Annotated in this window: 16 protein-coding genes and 1 pseudogene; 11 read left to right on the top strand and 6 right to left on the bottom strand. The window is 72.9% G+C overall.

The features are described from left to right. Positions 1 to 38: 38 nt before the first annotated feature. Positions 39 to 1,184 (top strand): glycosyltransferase family 1 protein, encoded by a 1,146-nt coding sequence (locus tag AB0D32_RS01550; RefSeq protein WP_357083089.1) that lies wholly within the window; start codon positions 39 to 41, stop codon positions 1,182 to 1,184. Positions 1,185 to 1,246: 62 nt separating this feature from the next. Continuing rightward, the gene (locus AB0D32_RS01545; protein ID WP_357083086.1) at positions 1,247 to 2,338 is read left to right on the top strand and encodes a sugar phosphate nucleotidyltransferase; all 1,092 of its coding nucleotides are present in this window, start codon (positions 1,247 to 1,249) and stop codon (positions 2,336 to 2,338) included. On the opposite strand, the gene AB0D32_RS01540 is transcribed toward AB0D32_RS01545, so the two are convergent. Then, on the bottom strand, positions 2,307 to 2,924 hold the full coding sequence (locus AB0D32_RS01540) for an NUDIX domain-containing protein (protein ID WP_357083083.1): 618 nt from the start codon (positions 2,922 to 2,924) through the stop codon (positions 2,307 to 2,309). The two genes, AB0D32_RS01545 and AB0D32_RS01540, sit on opposite strands and share 32 nt — an antisense overlap. Before the next feature lie 39 nt (positions 2,925 to 2,963). Between AB0D32_RS01540 and AB0D32_RS01535 the strand changes: the two genes are divergently transcribed. Beyond that, entirely contained in the window at positions 2,964 to 3,998 is a 1,035-nt protein-coding gene (locus AB0D32_RS01535) for a hypothetical protein (protein WP_357083080.1), read from the top strand. A gap of 285 nt (positions 3,999 to 4,283) precedes the next feature. Then, complete coding sequence (locus AB0D32_RS01530; protein ID WP_357083077.1) at positions 4,284 to 5,288, top strand: winged helix-turn-helix domain-containing protein; 1,005 nt, start codon at positions 4,284 to 4,286, stop codon at positions 5,286 to 5,288. Between the two features lie 62 nt (positions 5,289 to 5,350). Here the strand turns inward: AB0D32_RS01530 and AB0D32_RS01525 are convergent, their stop codons facing one another. Both AB0D32_RS01525 and cofD read right to left on the bottom strand, forming a co-directional pair. Then, entirely contained in the window at positions 5,351 to 6,439 is a 1,089-nt protein-coding gene (locus AB0D32_RS01525) for a coenzyme F420-0:L-glutamate ligase (RefSeq protein WP_357083074.1), read from the bottom strand. After that, positions 6,436 to 7,404: a 2-phospho-L-lactate transferase gene (cofD, locus tag AB0D32_RS01520; RefSeq protein ID WP_357083071.1), complete on the bottom strand. Its 969-nt coding sequence runs from the start codon at positions 7,402 to 7,404 to the stop codon at positions 6,436 to 6,438. Before cofD ends, AB0D32_RS01525 begins: the two co-directional genes overlap by 4 nt. A gap of 99 nt (positions 7,405 to 7,503) precedes the next feature. Here cofD and AB0D32_RS01515 point away from each other — a divergent pair, with 99 nt between their 5' ends. From AB0D32_RS01515 to AB0D32_RS01505, 3 genes are all read left to right on the top strand, one after another. After that, positions 7,504 to 8,565 (top strand): hypothetical protein, encoded by a 1,062-nt coding sequence (locus AB0D32_RS01515; RefSeq protein ID WP_357083068.1) that lies wholly within the window; start codon positions 7,504 to 7,506, stop codon positions 8,563 to 8,565. Positions 8,566 to 8,860: 295 nt separating this feature from the next. Continuing rightward, positions 8,861 to 11,368, top strand: a complete 2,508-nt coding sequence (locus tag AB0D32_RS01510) for a bifunctional FO biosynthesis protein CofGH (protein ID WP_357083065.1) — start codon at positions 8,861 to 8,863, stop codon at positions 11,366 to 11,368. Between the two features lie 717 nt (positions 11,369 to 12,085). After that, the gene (locus tag AB0D32_RS01505) at positions 12,086 to 12,343 is read left to right on the top strand and encodes a WhiB family transcriptional regulator (RefSeq protein WP_007074725.1); all 258 of its coding nucleotides are present in this window, start codon (positions 12,086 to 12,088) and stop codon (positions 12,341 to 12,343) included. A 59-nt stretch (positions 12,344 to 12,402) separates the two neighbouring features. Here the strand turns inward: AB0D32_RS01505 and AB0D32_RS01500 are convergent, their stop codons facing one another. Next, complete coding sequence (locus AB0D32_RS01500) at positions 12,403 to 12,846, bottom strand: metallopeptidase family protein (RefSeq protein ID WP_357083062.1); 444 nt, start codon at positions 12,844 to 12,846, stop codon at positions 12,403 to 12,405. Between the two features lie 154 nt (positions 12,847 to 13,000). Here AB0D32_RS01500 and AB0D32_RS01495 point away from each other — a divergent pair, with 154 nt between their 5' ends. Next, positions 13,001 to 13,369 (top strand): DUF3499 domain-containing protein, encoded by a 369-nt coding sequence (locus tag AB0D32_RS01495; protein ID WP_357083059.1) that lies wholly within the window; start codon positions 13,001 to 13,003, stop codon positions 13,367 to 13,369. A gap of 19 nt (positions 13,370 to 13,388) precedes the next feature. Here AB0D32_RS01495 and AB0D32_RS01490 read toward each other — a convergent pair whose 3' ends face one another. Next, positions 13,389 to 14,735 carry an aspartate aminotransferase family protein gene (locus tag AB0D32_RS01490; protein WP_357083056.1) on the bottom strand — a complete coding sequence of 449 codons (1,347 nt, stop codon included), beginning with the start codon at positions 14,733 to 14,735 and terminating at the stop codon, positions 13,389 to 13,391. A 367-nt stretch (positions 14,736 to 15,102) separates the two neighbouring features. Here AB0D32_RS01490 and AB0D32_RS01485 point away from each other — a divergent pair. Beyond that, positions 15,103 to 15,210: pseudogene (locus AB0D32_RS01485) on the top strand (DUF397 domain-containing protein); the annotation flags it as partial. A gap of 90 nt (positions 15,211 to 15,300) precedes the next feature. Here AB0D32_RS01485 and AB0D32_RS01480 read toward each other — a convergent pair. Continuing rightward, a complete protein-coding gene (locus AB0D32_RS01480; protein WP_357083053.1) occupies positions 15,301 to 15,813 on the bottom strand; it encodes an Lrp/AsnC family transcriptional regulator in 513 nt (170 codons plus the stop codon). 200 nt (positions 15,814 to 16,013) lie between these two features. On the opposite strand from AB0D32_RS01480, the gene AB0D32_RS01475 reads away from it, so the two are divergent. Together AB0D32_RS01475 and AB0D32_RS01470 are read left to right on the top strand one after the other, a co-directional pair. Then, entirely contained in the window at positions 16,014 to 17,198 is a 1,185-nt protein-coding gene (locus AB0D32_RS01475; protein WP_357083050.1) for a spermidine/putrescine ABC transporter substrate-binding protein, read from the top strand. Positions 17,199 to 17,203: 5 nt separating this feature from the next. Beyond that, positions 17,204 to 18,370 (top strand): ABC transporter ATP-binding protein, encoded by a 1,167-nt coding sequence (locus AB0D32_RS01470; protein ID WP_357084158.1) that lies wholly within the window; start codon positions 17,204 to 17,206, stop codon positions 18,368 to 18,370. Positions 18,371 to 18,372: the final 2 nt, after the last annotated feature.

Here is an 18,372-nt window from a genome sequence, read left to right as displayed (position 1 = left end):
TTGTTCCCCACAGTCTCGTCAGTTCAAGGAGTCGCCCCGTGACCGCCGGTCGCCCGCCCCGCGTGCTCATCGACGCCACGAGCGTCCCCGCCGATCGTGGCGGTGTCGGTCGATACGTCGACGGCCTGCTCGGCGCCCTCGGCAAGGTGTGCGGGTCGGGGGTGGACCTGGCCGTCGTCAGCCTCCGCACCGACCTGGAGCGCTACACCCGGATGTTGCCCGGCGCGGAGATCATCCCCGCCCCGGCCGCCGTCGCGCACCGCCCCGCCCGGCTCGCCTGGGAGCAGACCGGCCTGCCGCTGCTGGCCCAGCAGGTGGGCGCGCAGGTGCTGCACTCGCCCTTCTACACCTGCCCGCTGCGGGCCGGCTGCCCGGTCACGGTGACCGTCCACGACGCGACGTTCTTCACCGAGCCGGAGCACTACGACAAGTCGCGGCGCACCTTCTTCCGCAGCGCGATCAAGACGTCCCTGCGCCGTGCCGACCGGGTGATCGTGCCGAGCAAGGCCACCCGGGACGAGCTGATCCGGCTGCTCGACGCCGATCCCACCCGGATCGACGTCGCCTACCACGGCGTCGACCACGCCGCTTTCCACGCGCCCAGCGACGAGGAGAAGGCCCGGGTCCGGGCCCGGCTGGGGCTCGGCGGCACCAACTACGTGGCCTTCCTGGGGGCCAAGGAGCCGCGCAAGAACGTGCCGAACCTGATCCGCGGCTGGGCCCGCGCGGTGACCGACCGGGAGGATCCGCCGGCCCTGGTGATCGCCGGCGGCCAGGGGCACGACGACGACATCGACCGCGCGGTGGCGGAGGTCCCGTCGCACCTGCGGCTGCTGCGCCCGGGCTATCTCCGCTACGCGGACCTGCCGGGCTTTCTCGGCGGGGCGCTGGTGGCCGCCTATCCGTCCTACGGGGAGGGCTTCGGCCTGCCGATCCTGGAGGCGATGGCGTGTGCCGCGCCGGTGCTCACCACGCCCCGGCTGTCGCTGCCGGAGGTGGGCGGCGACGCGGTCGCGTACACCAGTGAGGCGCCCGACCAGATCGCCGCCGACCTGGCCGCGCTGCTCGACGACGAGCAGCGGAGGTTGTCACTGGCCAAGGCCGGTTTCGACCGGGCCAAGGAGTTCACCTGGGAGTCCAGCGCCGAGGTGCACATCGCGGCCTGGAGCCGGGCCCGGTCCTGACCGGGCCGGCCCCTGGCGGCGAGAATGCGTCCTCGGTCAGGCGAATCGGGCATGATGTGCGGGTGATCTACGCCGTAATCCCGGCGGGTGGCAGTGGCACGAGGTTGTGGCCACTGTCCCGTGCCGGCCACCCCAAGTTCCTCCATCCGCTGACCGGCTCCGCCGCCTCGCTGCTCCAGGCGACGGTGGAGCGGCTGGGCCCGCTGACCACCGCCGAGCGCACCCTGGTGGTCACCGGGACCGCGCACGTGACGGCGGTCGCGCGCCAGCTCGCCGGGCTGCCGGAGGAGAACATCCTGGTCGAGCCCTCGCCCCGGGACTCGTGTGCGGCGATCGCCCTGGCCGCCGCGGTCATCGCGCGGCGCGACCCGGAGGCGGTGATGGGTTCCTTCGCCGCCGATCACCTGATCGGTGACCCGGAGCGCTGGCGGGAGGTCGTCCGCGAGGCGGTACGCGGCGCGGAGCAGGGCCTGCTGATGACGGTCGGCATCACCCCGACCCGGGCCGAGACCGGTTACGGCTACCTCCAGACCGGCGACCCGGTCGACGGGGGTCCGCTGCGGCCGGTGGCCGAGTTCAAGGAGAAGCCGAGCGCCGAGGTGGCCGAGGCGTACCTCCGTTCCGGGCGGCACCTCTGGAACGCCAGCATGTTCGTGTGGCGGGTCGACGTGTTCCTCGCCGAGCTGGCCCGCCAGCAGCCCGCCCTGCACGCCGGGATCGTCGCGATCGCCGAGGCGTGGGGCACCGAGGAGCAGGACGACGTGCTCGGCACGGTCTGGCCGACGCTGCCGAGGATCTCCGTCGACTACGCGGTGATGGAGGGCGCGGCGACCGCCGGCCGGGTGTCCACCGTGCCGGGCGACTTCGGCTGGAACGACGTCGGCGACTTCCACACCCTGGGCGAGGTGCTGCCCGCCGACGCCGACGGCAACGTGGTGCTCGGCGACGACGCCAAGCCGGGCGTGCTGCTGCGGGACAGCGGCGGGCTGGTGGTGGTGCCCCACTCCGGGCGGCTGGTGGCCGCCGTCGGCGTGCACGACCTGATCATCGTCGACACCCCGGACGCGCTGCTGGTCTGTCCCCGGGACCGGGCGCAGGACGTCAAGAAGGTCGTCGACGAGCTCAAGGAACGGGGCGAAGCGGGGCTCGTCTGAGCGTCGCCAGGGCCGGGGCGACCAGGCGGGCCGTCCCGCCGGCCAGCGGCTCCGGCAGCCGGTCCGGCGGGAACCAGCCCAGCGCCTCGGACTCCTCGCTGACCCGTTCCACGGCGCCGGGCGGGGCGAGGACGGCGAAGCGTACGTCGTGGTGCAGCGAGCCGCCCTGGCAGCTCACCGGGTGGATGTCGACGTCGATCGGCACCGGGTCGATCCGCAGGCCGGCGATGCCGGACTCCTCGCCCGCCTCGCGCAGGGCAGCGCCGGCGAGGGTCCGGTCGGCCGGCTCGCAGTGCCCGCCGAGCTGCACCCACCGCCGGAACTTGCCATGCAGGCAGAGCAGCACCCGTGACCCGGTGGCGTCGAGCACCAGCGCGCTCGCGGTGACGTGCCCGGGCCGGTGCGCGCGGCTCATCGCCACCGGCCCGGCGGCCAGCAGCGCCACGGTGCGGTCCCGGGCCTCGGCGGCGGACGGGCCCGTCGGTTCCCACCGGCCCAGTGTCGCGACGGCGTCGGCGTGCAGTGCCGCATACACCTCGGCGTCCGGCAACGGTCGGGAAACGGCGGCGGTGGGGGAGTCGGCCATGTCGACACTGTACGAGCCGGCGCTTCGTACCCTGGCCCGGTGACCCTGCGACTGTTGGAGTTCGTCGTGGCCGGCAACGAGGCCAGTGACCTGTTGCCGGTGCGTTCCGTGCCGCTGCTGCGGGCGCACGGTGCCCGGCGCGGCTTCTGGACGGTGTTGGACGAGGGGCCGGTGGAGCACTGTCTGGCCCTGCTGCTGGAGCTGGCGGACGGCCGCTGGGTCGCCCACCACGTGGCCGCCGACGCCGGGGTGGAGAACGGCCGCACGGAGGACGGCGAGGCGCTCGCCCACCACGACGGCTGGGTGTACGTGTTCGGCTCGCACTTCGGTTCGAAGGCGGGGCCGCTGCGCCCACGACGCGCCTTCGTGGCCCGGTTCCGCGAGGACGACGCGGCGGTGGGCCCGCTGCCGGTGCAGGTGGTGCGCAACCGCTTCCGGCTGCACCGGGCCGTCAACGACGCCCTGCTCAAGGCGGCGTTCACCCCGTTGCCGCCGGGGGAGAGGGTGCGGGCCCGGTTCATCGGGGAGACGGTCGCCCGGGGCACCGCCCGGTCGAAGCGCTGGGTCAGCCGGCTCGTCCCCGACGACCTGCCGCTGAACGTGGAGGCCGCCGCCTTCACGCCGACCGGCGCTGTCCTGCTCGGACTGCGGTTCCCGGTCACCGCCGACGGCGAGCCGATCCTGGTCGAGCTGACCGGTGTGGCGGGCATGTTCGACCCTGTGCCGAGCTGGCCGCAGGCGTCCGGGGCGTACGTCCTGACCGGGGTGACCCCACCGGGCGAGCTGGCCGGTTTCCGGGCGATCGCGCCCACGGACGACGGCGGCTACGCGGCGATCATCGGATCGATCGACGCGCTGGGCAAGGGGTCGGTGCTGCTCGACGACCATCCGGCCGGCGGCGAGGTCACCTCCCGGCACGTCCGGTTCTCCCCACCCGGCGACGGGCATCTGGTCCCGGGCGAGCTGGTGGCCGACCTGGCGCCGTTCCACCACGTGGAGGGGGTGGCCGAGTGGGACGGGCAGAGTTTCTACGTCACTGACGAGGACCATCGGGTGGCGCTCTGGGTCGACTGACCGGCGGCGGATCGACGACCGGACGGCACCTCCGCGGAACCTGGCCGCAGACCCTCGTGGTGCCGCCCGGTCGCCGGGCCTTTCCCCCAGTCCCCCCGGGTGCCCCGGTTCCGGACGTGTCGGCGACGCGCCCGCCCCCGTACGCGGGCAGTGGAAGCATGCCGAACGGTCCCGGGGGGCGTCGAGGTCTTTCAGCCCACGCTTAAAAACGGAGATAATTGCCGGCCAGGTACAGTGCAAACGGTTGCCAGGTATCCCCTCTGCCGGGCGATTCGGGAGCCGTCCATGCTGAAGATCTACTTTTCCGCCGAGGACATCCTCCGGACCAGGGTGGCTCCGGCGGCGGATCCGGTGTGGGAACTGGTTCTCAGCCTGCACCTGCTGCCCGGCCGTGGCCGGGATCCGCTGCTGGCGGGCTGGCGGCAGAGCGTGACCCGCGGGCTGCGCGAGAACAGCGACTCGGCGGGGCTGCGCCTTCTCCTGACGCTCAACCCGCCCCGCGGCTACTTCCCCGACTTCCTCACCCCGTACGAGACCAGGTCGGGGTTCGAGGCCGGTATGGAGGCGGTCCGCAGCACCCCCGTGGCGCTGCTGCACCGCGACCTGGCGCTGCTCGCCGCCGACAGTTCCGTGCCCGCCGGAGCGGTGCCGCTGGCCCGGGGGGATACGGACACGCTGCGTGGCCTGACCGACGCGATGGAGCGTTACCGTGGCCTGGCCATCGACCCGTACTGGACCCGGATCCAGGCGGCGGTGGAGGCCGACCGGGCCCGGCGGGCCCGGGCCCTGCTCGACGACGGGGTGGAGGGGCTGCTGGCCAGCCTGCGGCCCGCCATGCGCTGGGAGTCCGGGGTGCTGGAGATCCGCGACTATCCGCACAGCCGGGAGCTGCACCTGGACGGGCGCGGGCTGCTGCTGGTGCCGTCCTTCTTCTGCGCGGCCACCCCGGTGACCCTGCTCGACCCGGCGCTGCCCCCGGTCCTGGTCTACCCGGTGGACCGGCTCGGCGGCCTGCTGCCGGCCCCCGGTGAGGGCGCCGGCCCCGGGGCGCCGGATCCCGGGCGGGAGGCGCTGGCCGCGCTGCTCGGCCGCACCCGGGCGGCGGTGCTGGCGGCCAGCGACGACGGCTGCACCACCGGCGAGGTGGCCCGCCGGCTGAACATCTCGGCGGCCGCCGCGAGCCAGCACACCACCGTGCTGCGCAACGCAGGGCTCCTCGTCAGCCAGCGCGACCGCAACACCGTCCTGCACACCCTGACCCCGTTGGGGCGGGCGATGCTCAACTCCTGAGCGCCGCCCAGGCCCGACCGGGCGGCGTCAGCGTCGTCACGTGCGCCGCCGGAGCCTCCGCCTCACAGGGCCAGGACGGCGCTGGCGGTGGTGCCGGGGGGCGGGGGAAGCAGCAGGGAGGCGACGCCCTCGGCCGCCAGGGCGGTGCGGAGGCGTTGCAGGTCGGCGCCGAAGCGGACCAGGTCGGTCGGGCCGGCCGGGGTGGCCGGGGAGCCGAGCACCAGGGTCGTCGCCTCCGCCGGCCAGCCGGGCACCCGGGCGGTCAGCCCGGCGCGCGCCTCCTCGTCGGCGACGAGGCTGAAGATCGTGCCGGGCGCGACCACGTCCGCGACCGTGCCGATCGCCCGGCGTACGGCCTGCGGGTCGGGCGGGGTCGGGTTGGGGCCGTCGGGCAGGGTGGCGGCGGCGGCCAGCCCGGCGGCCTTCGCCTCGGCGGTGCCCAGCGAGAAGAGGTCCATCGTGGCGTCCCGGACCAGCTCCGACGCGCCGGCGCCGTCGTCGGGCCGGGGCGCGGTGAGGTAGCCGCGCACCACCGCGACCGGCATCTGGTCGCACTTGCCCTTGATCAGCTCGCCCGCGCCGGCCAGTTCGTCCACGACCGCCATCTGGGTCAGCTGGAGCTCGTTGCCGTACGGGTCGACCTCGCCCCGGTGGTCGCGGATCGCGTCCATCCCGGCGACGCCGAGCGCCACGTCGGTGAGCCCGTTGCGCCAGGGCCGGCCCATCGTGTCGCTGACGATCACCGCGACGTCGACGCCGTGGCGATCGCGCAGGGCGGCGCGCAGCGCCCGGGCCGAGGCGTCCGGATCCTCGGGGAGCAGCACCAGCCGGGTCTTGTCGACGTTCGAGGCGTCGATGCCGGCCGAGGCCATCACGAAGCCGTGGTGGGTCTGCACGATGCGGGTCGCGCCCCGGGTGGCCACCACCCGCGCCGTCTCGGCGGCGAGCACCTCGTCCCGCGCGGCGAGCCGCTCCGGCCCGTCCGCCGGGACGTCGACCAGCCGCCCCTCCGCCTTCGAGACGATCTTGCTGGTCACCACCAGCACGTCGCCGTCGCGCAACCAGGGCGCGGCGGTGGCGATCAGGGCCGCCAGGTCGTCGCCCTCGGACACGTGGCCGATGCCCGGCACCGGCAGGATCTCAAGCCTCACGTCAGCTCCAGCGCGGCGCGGACCATGGCCGCCGTCGCCGCCTCGTCGGTCATCCGCAGCGGCGCCGCGCGGACGGTCACCTCCGGCACCACGGTGCCGGCGTCCTCCTCGGCGACCAGCCAGCCGTCGAGCAGCCCGCCCGCTGACCGGCCCCCGTAGAGCCGGCCCACGCCGGCCGCGCTGCACTCCACGCCCAGCACCGACAGGCAGCGGTCGGCCATGCCGCGTACCGGTGCGCCACCGATGATCGGCGACACTCCGACCACCGCGGCGGGGCCGTCCGCGACCGCCTCGCGCAGCCCGGGCACGGCCAGGATCGGGGCGACGCTCACCACCGGGTTGCTCGGCGCGACCAGCACCACGTCGGCCGCGGTGACCGCCTCCAGGACGCCGGGCGCCGGCCTGGCGGTCTCCGCGCCGACGAAGACGAACCGGTGGGTGGGGACGTCGCCGCGGTGGCGTACCCACCACTCCTGGAAGTGGATCGCCCGCTGCCCGCCGTCGGCGTCGCCCGCGACCGTCGGTCCGCTCACCACCACGTGGGTCTCCAGCCGGTCGTCGGTCGCCGGCAACAGGCGTACGCCGGGCTGCCAGCGGGTGGCGAGCGCCTCGGTGACCGCGTGCAGCGGGTAGCCGGCGTTGACCATCGTGGTCCGCACCAGGTGGGTGGCGATGTCCTTGTCGCCGAGCCCGAACCAGGTCGGCTCGGCGCCGTACGCCGCCAGCTCCTCCTTGACCGTCCAGCTCTCGCCCACGCGCCCCCAGCCACGCTCGGGATCGGCGCCGCCACCGAGCGTGTACATGACGCTGTCCAGATCGGGGCAGACCTTGAGGCCGTGCAGGAGCAGGTCGTCGCCGACGTTGACCACGGCGGTCACCTCGGCGCCGACCTCGCGGGCGTACGCCCGGACGCCGACCAGGAAACGAGCGCCTCCGATGCCGCCCGTCAGAACCACGATGCGCATGCCGACCATCCTCGCGCACGGGCCGCCTCCGGTCCGAGTGTGGGCCGGGAGACTAGGCTCACGTCGGCAACTGTCCGCATTCGCCCCGAGGGGGAACCCGTGACCAGCCCCGCCGAGCCCGCGTCCACCGACGCGACGCAGGCCAGCCAGCTGACCAAGCCGCTGCGTGAACTCGCCGCCTTCGTGCTGCTCGGCGCGAACGCCGTGTTCCTCTTCATCGGCCTGATCCGGCTGGTGACGCCGACCGAGTACAGCACATTCGGGGGTCGGGCGGGCAGCGCCTTCTACGCCTTCGTCGGCGTGGAGGCGGTGTTCCTGCCGCTGCTGGCCGTGCTGCTCGCGACGCACGTGAAGCCCCCGGTGCCGAAGGCGAAGCTGATCACCCAGGCGGCCCTGGGCGAGTACGCCGTCAGTGCGCTGTTCGGCGGGCTGACCTTCCTCTTCTGGACGGTGAACCGGCTGGCCGAGGGCGAGGTCCTCGACGCCTTCCTGGGCCTGCTCAGCCGGGTGGCCTGGCTGGCGCTGTTCGCGGTCGCCGCGTACGTCGTGTTCAAGGTCTGGCGCACCCTCTACTACGTCCCCAAGCCGAAGCCCCAGCCCGGCGTGTACGGCCAGCCGCAGCCGGGCTGGCCCCAGCAGCAGGGCGGCTACCCCGCGCCGGGCCAGCAGGTCCCCGGTCAGCAGGTCCCGGGTCAGCAGGTCCCGGGTCAGCAGGGCGGCTGGCAGGCACCGGGCCCGTACGGCGCCCCGTACGGTCAGCAGTCCGCGCCGTTCGCCGGTGGCCCGCAGCAGAGCTCGCCGTTCAGCCCGGCCCCGCAGTCCGCCCCGCCGTTCGGCCAGGCCCCGCAGTCGGCACCCCCGGCGGCGTCGGAGGGGCAGACCGTCCCGCAGTTCAGCCCGGCCCCGCAGTCGGCACCCCCGGCCGCACCCGCCCCGCATTCCGCGCCCCCGTTCGGCCCGCCGCAGTCCGCGCCTCCGTTCGGCCCGCCGCAGGGCGCCCCGCCGTTCGGCCAGCCGCCCTCGGCAGACCCCACCCAGGCGATCCCGCGCCAGTCCGCCGAGCTCACGGAGCCCACCCAGGCGATCCCGCGTCCCGCCGCCGACGAGACGGACCGCACCCAGCGGATCAACCCCGGCGACACCCCCGACGCCCCACGCTGACCGGGTCGACAGCCCACACCCGAGCGCCCCGCACCCACCGTGCGGGGCGCTCGCCATCCCACTGACCACCTCCCACCCCACCCACCCCGCCCCACCCCGCCTCCCGGTGGTGATCAAGAGGTTTTGGTCGGCGGGAGGCGCCTTCCAGGGCGAAAACTTCTTGATCACCGCGCCCGAGGGGCGGGGTGGGCGCCCGAAGGGCGGGTGGGCGGGGGGTGGGTGGGCAAAGGGGGGTGCGGTTGTTCACGCGGGGCAGGGGGGCGGGGCTGGGCGGATGAGCGCTTAGGCTGGGCGGATGGTTGATCGCACCGTGCCCGGACCGACCGACGCGAGCGTGCGGCGGGCGCTGCACCGGGCCGCGAGCGGGCGGGCACTCGACGTCGACGAGGCCGCCGCGCTGCTGGCCGCCCGGGGCGAGGCGCTCGACGAGCTGCTCGACATCGCCAGCGCCGTCCGCGACGCCGGGCTGCGCGAGGCGGGGCGGCCGGGCGTGGTCACGTACTCGAAGAAGGTCTTCATCCCCCTCACCCGGCTGTGCCGGGACCGGTGCCACTACTGCACCTTCGCCACCGTGCCGCACCGGCTGCCGGCGGCCTTCCTCGACCGGGACGAGGTCCTCGCCATCGCCCGGGCGGGGGCGGCACAGGGCTGCAAGGAGGCCCTGTTCACGCTCGGCGACCGGCCCGAGGAACGCTGGCCGGCGGCCCGGCAGTGGCTGGACGAGCGCGGCTACGACTCCACGCTTGACTACCTGCGCGCCTGCGCGGTGGCGGTGCTGGAGGAGACCGGGCTGCTGCCGCATCTCAACCCGGGCGTGCTCTCCTGGTCGGAGTTGCAGCGGCTCAAGCCCGTGGCGCCCAGCATGGGGATGATGCTGGAGACCACGGCGACCCGGCTCTGGTCGGAGCCGGGCGGTCCGCACTTCGGCTCGCCCGACAAGGAGCCGGCGGTACGGCTGCGGGTGCTCGACGACGCGGGCCGGGTCGGCGTGCCGTTCACCACCGGCATCCTGATCGGCATCGGCGAGACTCCCGCCGAGCGGGTCGACGCGATCTTCGCGATCCGCCGCGCGCACCGCGAGTACGGCCACCTCCAGGAGGTGATCGTGCAGAACTTCCGCGCGAAGCCCGACACGGCGATGCGCGGGATGCCCGACGCCGAACTGCATGACCTTGCCGCCACGGTGGCGGTGACCCGGGTGCTGCTCGGGCCGAAGGCCCGGATCCAGGCCCCGCCGAACCTGATCGCGGGCGAGTACGACCTGCTGCTGCGTGCCGGCATCGACGACTGGGGCGGGGTCTCCCCGCTGACGCCGGACCACGTGAACCCGGAACGGCCCTGGCCGCAGATCGACGAGCTGGCCCGGCACACGGAGAAGTCCGGCTTCACCCTGCGCGAGCGGCTGACGATCTACCCCGAGTACGTGCGGGCCGGCGACCCGTGGCTGGACCCGCGCCTGTTGCCGCACGTCGGCGCGCTGGCCGACGCGGCGACGGGGCTGGCCGTCGAGGAGGCCCGGCCGGTGGGCCGCCCCTGGCAGGAGCCCGACGAGACGTACGGCGGCCGGACCGACCTGCACGCCACCATCGACACCACCGGCCGGACCGGCGACCGGCGTGGCGACTTCGACCACGTCTACGGCGACTGGTCCGAGGTGGCGGGCAAGGTCACCGCCGGCGGCGGGGGAGGGACCGACCACGACCTGCGGGCGGGGCTGCGGCTGGCGGCCGACGACCCGGCCGCGCTGCTCGACCCGCGGCACGAGGCGGCGACGCTGGCGCTGTTCGCCGCCGACGGGCCGGCGCTCGACGAGCTGTGCCGGCTGGCCGACGACGTGCGACGGGCGGCGGTCGGCGACGACGTGACGTACGTGGTCAACCGCAACATCAACTTCAGTAACGTCTGCTACGTCGGCTGCCGGTTCTGCGCCTTCGCCCAGCGGGAGCGGGACGCCGACGCGTACCGGCTCTCGGTGGAGCAGGTCGCCGACCGGGCCGAGGAGGCGTGGGCGGCCGGGGCCAGCGAGGTGTGCCTCCAGGGCGGGATCGACCCGAAACTGCCGGTGACCGTCTACGCCGACCTGGTCCGGGCGATCAAGGCGCGGGTGCCGGGGATGCACGTGCACGCGTTCTCGCCGATGGAGATCGTCACCGCCGCCGCCAAGGCCGGCGTGTCCGTGCGGGAGTGGCTGACCGGGCTGCGCGAGGCCGGGCTGGACACCATCCCGGGCACCGCCGCGGAGATCCTCGACGACGACGTGCGGTGGGTGCTCACCAAGGGCAAGCTGCCGGCCGCCGCCTGGGTCGACGTGGTCGGCACGGCCCACGAGCTGGGCATCCGGTCCAGCTCCACGATGATGTACGGCCACGTTGACCACCCCGGGCAGTGGCTCGCGCACTTCCGGGTGCTGGCCGGGTTGCAGGACCGTACGGGCGGCTTCACCGAGTTCGTGGCGCTGCCGTTCGTGCACACCAACGCCCCGATCTACCTGGCCGGCATCGCCCGCCCGGGGCCGACGTGGCGGGAGAACCGGGTGGTGCACGCGATGGCCCGGCTGTTGTTGCACGGCCGGATCGACAACATCCAGTGCTCGTGGGTGAAGCTCGGCGACGAGGGCACGGCGGCGATGCTCCGGGGCGGCTGCAACGACCTGGGCGGCACGCTGATGGAGGAGACGATCTCCCGGATGGCCGGCTCCGGCAACGGCTCGGCGCGTACGGAGGAGCAGTTGGTCGCCATCGCGACTGCCGCCGGACGGCCGGCCCGCAGGCGTACGACCGCGTACGGCCAGCCCCGACCCTAGCCGGTGCGGTGACGTCCGCCCGGGTGGCCGTACGTGGACTGCCCGGGGTCGGTCGACCGGACATCGACGAACTCCCTGACTCTCCACACTGGCTGTCGCCCCGCGCCGCGTCGGCTGGTCGGCTCCGCCCGCCGGTGCCCGTACCGCTTGATGGGACGGCAGGGCGGCATCCGGTGGGATTTCTGTCGTTAGTGGACGGACGACCGGATTCGTCCGGCCAGCAGTGCGTCGACCGTTCCTCGCCCGCCGGTAGATGCCGTCCTGTCGCCGTGTCGTGTCCACATCGTGGGCGGGAGCGCCGTCGGGGTTCCGGGCTCGACGGGCGGTCCGCGCCAACTCGGGTTAACCTGTGCCCCACCAAGATCAACGGATCGTGGTGGGTGACTTTCCCGGGCCTCCGCCGACCCGCCCGCTCGGGTCGGCGGGGAAGCGCCACGGGAGAAAACTCGGGCAACTCGCCGGAGAGGGCGTTACTCGGCCGGGGTCTGAATCGATAGGGCAGGTTGCGAGGCCGGGTGGCCGGGTGGCTGTCCGGAGTGTTGTCGGGAGGGCGACTCCATTATCAAGTTCGGCTTGACGGCGCACGCATTACACGCGTGTAATTTGAATGGGGTTGTTCGCACGGAACGCAACAAATCGGGACCGTACGGACAAGCACGCCTTCCGCGTGGGGGGTTGCAGCGGCGATGACGCCGGTGCGCGACAAGGAGGCATCTGATGGACGGCCAGCTTGAGGTGGCCGACCTGCTCGGAAACGCGCCGGAGTGGCAGGAGCAGGCGCTTTGCTCCCAGACCGATCCGGAGGCGTTCTTTCCCGAGAAGGGCGGTTCGACCCGCGAGGCGAAGCGGATCTGCTCGCGCTGCGAGGTGAAGACGGAATGCCTCGAATACGCTCTCGGCCACGACGAGCGGTTCGGGATCTGGGGTGGGCTCTCGGAACGGGAGCGGCGCAAGCTCAAGCGGCGGGCCGCCTGAACGTTGCCCGGGCCGGGGCGGTGGGGGCCGCCCGGCTCAGGCGCGGCACGGCCGGCGGTTCAGGCCAACTCGTCGGGGTCCACCCCGAGCAGATTGGCCACCTGTTCGATGATCACGTCGTGTACGAGATCCGCGAGGTCCTCGCGGTCCATCGCACGAAACTCCAACGGCCGGCGGTAGAGCACGATCCGCGGGGGAACCTCCTGCCTGCCGGGCCGGCCGGGCAGCAGTCGGGCGAGCGGCACCTCGCCGTCCTCCAGCACGTCGGAGTCGTAGACGTTGAGATCCGGCGGGACGTCCTCCACCGCGAACTCGACCCCGGCCAGTTCCTTGGCGAACCGCCGTTCGAGGGTCTCGACCGTGTCCAGCACCAGGTCGTCGAAGATCTCCGCCTTCGTACGCGCCAACGGCACCGTCGCCGGCACCAGCCGCCCGCGCAGACCGCGCCCGTGCCGGTCCCGGTGGGCGCGCCGGCCGGGGCGGCGGTGTTCCGGGCTCGTCATGAGGAAGAGGTTAGCGCCCGCACCGACCTGGGCCGCGGCAGCACCACCGACGCGGCGCGGCGCGGGCGGCACGGGCCGAATTGTGATCACCGCTACGGGCGTGTCGCAACGCGAACCAGTGCGCCGGACCCGGTAATGGAGATACCCTGCCGCCGTGAGGTCACCACGGCGCTGCTCCCGTAACGGCTGCCCCCGGCAAGCGGTCGCCACGCTGACCTATGTCTACAACGAGTCGACAGCGGTGGTCGGCCCCCTGGCGGCATTCGCCGAGCCGCACACGTACGACCTCTGTGAGCCGCACGCCCGGAGCCTGACGGCGCCGCGCGGCTGGGACGTGGTCCGGCACGAGGGCGAGTTCGAGCCCCCGCCGCCCACCACCGACGACCTGGTCGCTCTCGCCGAGGCCGTCCGCGAGGCCGCCCGCCCGGTGGCGCCCCGCCCGCCAGAGGACAACGGGACCGTCAACTCGGCCCCCCAGACGGGCCGCCGGGGTCACCTCCGCGTCATCCCCCCGAACCACTGACCCGCCGCGCCGGCCGAGGTCACAGGCGTGACCAGGCCTCGGTGAGCACGGCGCGCAGGATCTGCTCGATCTCGTCGAACTGCTCCTGCCCGGCGGTCAGCGGCGGGGCGAGCTGGACGACGGGGTCGCCCCGGTCGTCGGCCCGGCAGTAGAGCCCGGCGGAGAAGAGCGCCGTGGACAGGAAGCCGCGCAGCAGCCGCTCGGACTCGGCCTCGTCGAAGGTCGCCCGGGTGGCCTTGTCCTTGACCAGCTCGATGCCGTAGAAGTAGCCGTCGCCGCGCACGTCGCCGACGATCGGCAGGTCGTGCAGCTTCTCCAGGGTGGCGCGGAAGGCCGCCTCGTTCGCCCGGACGTGCCCGGTCAGGTCCTCGCGGGCGAAGACCTCCAGGTTGGCCAGCGCCACCGCGCAGGAGACCGGGTGGCCGCCGAACGTCACCCCGTGGGCGAACATGCCGGTCTCGGTCAGGAACGGCTCCATCAGCCGGTCGCTGGCGATCATCGCGCCGAGCGGCGCGTAGCCGGAGGTGATGCCCTTGGCGGTGGTGATGACGTCCGGCTGGTAGCCGTACCGGACGGCGCCGAAGTATTCACCCAGCCGGCCCCACGAGCAGATCACCTCGTCGGAGACGAGCAGCACGTCGTACGCGTCGCAGATCGCGCGGACCCGCTCGAAGTAGCCGGGCGGCGGCGGGAAGCAGCCGCCGGAGTTCTGCACCGGCTCCAGGAACACGGCGGCGACCGTGTCCGGCCCCTCCCGCTCGATCGCCCGGCCGATCTCGTCGGCGGCCCAGCGGCCGAACGCCTCGGGGGAGTCGCGGTGCTCGGGGGCGCGGTAGAAGTTGGTGTTCGGCACCTTGATGGCGCCCGGCACCAGCGGCTCGAAGTCGCTCTTGATGCCGGGCAGTCCCGTGATCGACAAGGCCCCCATCGAGGTGCCGTGGTAGGCGACGTAGCGGCTGACGACCTTGTGCTTGTTCGGCTTGCCGGTGCGCTTGAAGTAGGCCCGGGCCAGCTTCCAGGCCGCCTCCACGGCCTCCGATCCGCCCGTGGTGAAGAAGACCCGGTTCAGGTCGCCGGGGGTGAGCCCGGCGATCCGCTCGGCCAGCTCGATCGCCTTCGGGTGGGCGTACGACCAGAGGGGGAAGTAGGCCAGCTCGCCCGCCTGCTTGGCGGCGGCCTCGGCCAGCTCGGCGCGCCCGTGGCCGGCGTTGACGACGAAGAGCCCGGCGAGCCCGTCCAGGTAGCGCCGGCCCTGGGCGTCCCAGACGTACGAGCCCTCGCCGCGCACGATGGTCGGCACCTCGCCGGCGGAGTAGCTCGCCATCCGGGTGAAGTGCATCCAGAGGTGGTCGGTGGCGTCGGCCATGTCAGCCCCATCGGGTCTCGGGCCGGTCAGGGGTGTCACCGGCCGCTCTGCCCCTGGTTATCCCACAGCCCGGCGAGCATGCGCAAGTGAGATCGACGGCCCGTGGGCAATCTGGCGACGGAATCAGTTAGCCCGCATCTTGTTGGCAACGAATTTCGCATGAGCGATCGCCGCTGCAGTGACTCGGGCGACCTCCCCAGACAGACGCTGTCGAGCTGCCCCACCCATGCGCCCACCAAAAGGCCGAACGTCCCCCCGCCCCCCAATCCGCGCCCCTGTCCTCCTCGCGATCTTGCACTTTCAGCCCCAGGGTTCTTCACATAACGGCACATAAGGCGGACCAAAAGTGCAAGATCGCGGGGCGGGGCCGGGCCGGGTGTTCGTCCGGGACAGCAAGGACCGCGCCGGTGGCACGCTCGCCTTCGGCCCCGACGCCTGGCGGGCCTTCGTCGGCCTGGTCGGGCGGCGGGGCTGACCGCGCCGGCCGGCTCGGGCCAGGGGTGCCGCGCCGCTCAGGCGGTGCCCCATGAGGCGCTGCTCAGATCGTTCCCCAGGAGGTCGCTGCTCAGGCGGTGCCCCAGGTGTACGTCTGCTTGCGCAGCTTGAGGTAGACGAACGCCTCGGTGGAGAGCACACCGTCGACGGCCCGCAGCCGTTGCAGGATCTCCAACAGGTGGTCGTCGTTGCGGCAGACGACCTCGGTCAGCAGGTCGAACGAGCCGGCGGTGATCACCACGTCGTCGACCTCCTCCAACTCGGCGAGGCGGTCGGCCACGGCCTCCAGGTCGCCGTCGGTGCGCAGCCCGATCATGGCCTGGCGGGGAAAGCCGAGCTGGAGCGGGTCGGTCACCGCGACGATCTGCATCACGCCCGCGTCGAGCAGCCGTTGCACCCGTTGGCGTACCGCGGCCTCGGAGAGCCCGACCGCCTTCCCTATCGTGGCGTACGGGCGGCGGCCGTCTTCCTGGAGTTGTTCGATGATCTGCTTCGCCACGTCGTCGAGCAGGACGTGGTTGGCACCGCCGCGCACGGTGACCCGCCGTCCGCCATTGCCGTTTTCGTGCTGCCGGTTCGTCATCGACCGCTCCCATATTCAATCCCGGCTGAGCCTAGCGCCAACGCGCAGTCTGGCGTATTTCGTCGTGCATCGCTATTCACGCAACGGAATCCCTTGTAAGGGAGGTTTTCTCATGTCAGGATCAGTCGTTCACCGCACCTGACCCACCGCCGGCGCGCCACCCCGCCCGCTCGCCGACGATGACCTCAAGGAGTCGTCACATGCGAACTCCCTTTCGGCCCCTCACCCGGCGTGGCCTGCTGACCGGCACCCTGGGCTCGGCCGTGCTGCTCGCCGCGGGCGGCTCGCTGGCCGGCTGCGGCACCAAGGCGGCCACCCAGACGGAGGCCGGCTGCGTCAGCGAGGACCTGTCCGGCACCGAGAAGACTCTGACATTCTCCAACTGGCCGCAGTACATGGACGTGGACGACTCCGACGAGTCCAAGCGGCCGACCCTCGACGCGTTCGTCGCGAAGAGCGGCATCCAGGTCGCCTACACCGAGGACGTCAACGACAACAACGAGTTCTTCGGCAAGGTGCAGAACCAGCTCGCGGGGTGCCAGTCGACGGGGCGGGACATCATGGTCCTCACCGACTGGATGGCGGCGCGGATGATCCGCCTCGGCTGGATCCAGAAGCTGGACAGGTCGAAGCTGCCCAACGTCGAGGCCAACCTGCTGCCCTCGCTGCGCGGCCGGTCGTTCGACAAGGAGGACCAGCTCGCCATCCCGTGGCAGTCCGGCCTGGCCGGGCTCGCCTACAACGGCAGGGTGACCAAGGAGATCCGGACGGTCGACGAACTGCTCACCCGCCCCGACCTCAAGGGAAAGGTGACCGCGCTGTCGGAGATGCGGGACACCATGGGCCTGCTGCTCCAGTCCAACGGGCACGACCCGGCGAACTTCACCGCCGCCCAGTACGACGACGCCCTCAACAAACTGAAGAAGGCCGTCGACTCCGGCCAGATCCGCAGGTTCACCGGCAACGACTACGCGCCGGACCTCGCCAAGGGCGACATCGCCGCGTGCATCGGCTGGTCCGGTGACGCCATCCAGCTCGGCTTCGACGATGAAAAGATCAAGTTTGTGGTGCCCGAATCCGGCGTCATGATCTGGTCGGACAACGTGGTGGTGCCGAACAAGGCCACCCACAAGGGCAACGCCGAGCAGCTCGTCAACCACTACTACGAGCCGGCGGTCGCCGCCCGGCTCGCCGCGTTCGTCAACTACATCTGCCCCGTCCAGGGCGCCAGGGCCGAGATGGAGAAGATCGATCCGTCGCTGGCCGCCAACCCGCTGATCTTCCCCGACGACGCCATCCTCGCGAAGTCCACGGTCTTCATGGCGCTGGACGAGAAGCAGGAACGCGAGTACGAGGCCAAGTTCCAGCAGGTCATCGGGGCGTGAGCGGGATGCGTGGGACGACTGCGGGACGCGGGGGCCCGGCCGGCGACCTGCGGCTGGCCAACCTCACCAAACGGTTCGGCACCGTCACCGCCGTGGACGACCTCAGCCTGACCGTCCCCCAGGGTTCGTTCTTCGCCCTGCTCGGCGCGTCCGGCTGCGGCAAGACCACCACGCTGCGGATGATCGCCGGCCTGGAGGAGCCGACCGGCGGGCAGGTGCTGCTCGGCGACCGCGACGTCACCCGGCTGCGCCCGTACCGGCGGCCGGTGAACACCGTCTTCCAGAGCTACGCGCTCTTCCCGCACCTGGACGTCTTCGAGAACGTGGCGTTCGGCCTGCGCCGGCGGGGGATCCGCTCCGTCGACGACGAGGTCATGGGGATGCTCGCGCTGGTGCAGCTCGACGACCACGGCCACCGCCGCCCCGCCCAGCTCTCCGGCGGGCAGCAGCAGCGGGTCGCCCTGGCCCGTGCCCTGGTCAACCGTCCGCAGGTGCTGCTGCTGGACGAGCCGCTCGGCGCGCTCGACCTGAAGCTTCGGCGGCGGATGCAGATCGAACTGAAGCGGATCCAGACCGAGGTCGGCATCACGTTCGTGCACGTCACCCACGACCAGGAGGAGGCCATGACGATGGCCGACACCGTCGCCGTGATGAACGCCGGGCGGATCGAGCAGCTCGGCGCCCCCGCCGACCTCTACGAGTACCCGGCCACGGCGTTCGTGGCGAACTTCCTCGGCCAGTCCAACCTGCTCGCCGGCGAGGCCGCCGGTGTGGGCGGGGACGACGTGGCGGTGTCGGCGTACGGCCGTCGCTTCTCCGTGCCCGCCGGCCGGGCCCGGGTCGACCGGGGGCCGGTCCACCTGGGCGTACGCCCCGAGAAACTGCACCTGGTCGACTCCGCCGACGAGGTCCCCGCCGGGTGCCAGCACGTCAGCGGGGTGGTCACCGACGCCTCCTACGTGGGGGTGAGCACCCAGTACCTGCTGCGTACCGGCTGGGGCGGCGAGTTGTCGGCGTTCGTGGCCAACAGCGGCGCGACCGGTCCACTGCCGGTGGGCGCGGAGGCGGTGGCGTACTGGGACCCTCGGCACGCCTTCCTGCTGCCCCGCGAAGCCGGCGAACCCGACCCGGCCACGCCGCTGCGGGACGAGCCGGTGGGCGCACCCTCGTGAGC

This window comes from Micromonospora sp. NPDC048170, from assembly GCF_040652795.1.
Lineage (GTDB): Bacteria > Actinomycetota > Actinomycetes > Mycobacteriales > Micromonosporaceae > Micromonospora.
Note: the sequence above shows the minus strand (reverse complement) of the source record. Positions and strands in the feature narration are given on the sequence as shown.

Coding starts and splice junctions, on each gene's coding strand:
- AB0D32_RS01540 (WP_357083083.1), bottom strand. CDS start 2,924: ATGGCCGACTCCCCCACCGCCGCCGTTTCCCGACCGTTGCCGGACGCC.
- AB0D32_RS01530 (WP_357083077.1), top strand. CDS start 4,284: ATGCTGAAGATCTACTTTTCCGCCGAGGACATCCTCCGGACCAGGGTG.
- cofD (WP_357083071.1), bottom strand. CDS start 7,404: ATGCGCATCGTGGTTCTGACGGGCGGCATCGGAGGCGCTCGTTTCCTG.
- AB0D32_RS01510 (WP_357083065.1), top strand. CDS start 8,861: ATGGTTGATCGCACCGTGCCCGGACCGACCGACGCGAGCGTGCGGCGG.
- AB0D32_RS01505 (WP_007074725.1), top strand. CDS start 12,086: ATGGACGGCCAGCTTGAGGTGGCCGACCTGCTCGGAAACGCGCCGGAG.
- AB0D32_RS01500 (WP_357083062.1), bottom strand. CDS start 12,846: ATGACGAGCCCGGAACACCGCCGCCCCGGCCGGCGCGCCCACCGGGAC.
- AB0D32_RS01490 (WP_357083056.1), bottom strand. CDS start 14,735: ATGGCCGACGCCACCGACCACCTCTGGATGCACTTCACCCGGATGGCG.
- AB0D32_RS01480 (WP_357083053.1), bottom strand. CDS start 15,813: ATGACGAACCGGCAGCACGAAAACGGCAATGGCGGACGGCGGGTCACC.
- AB0D32_RS01475 (WP_357083050.1), top strand. CDS start 16,014: ATGCGAACTCCCTTTCGGCCCCTCACCCGGCGTGGCCTGCTGACCGGC.
- AB0D32_RS01470 (WP_357084158.1), top strand. CDS start 17,204: ATGCGTGGGACGACTGCGGGACGCGGGGGCCCGGCCGGCGACCTGCGG.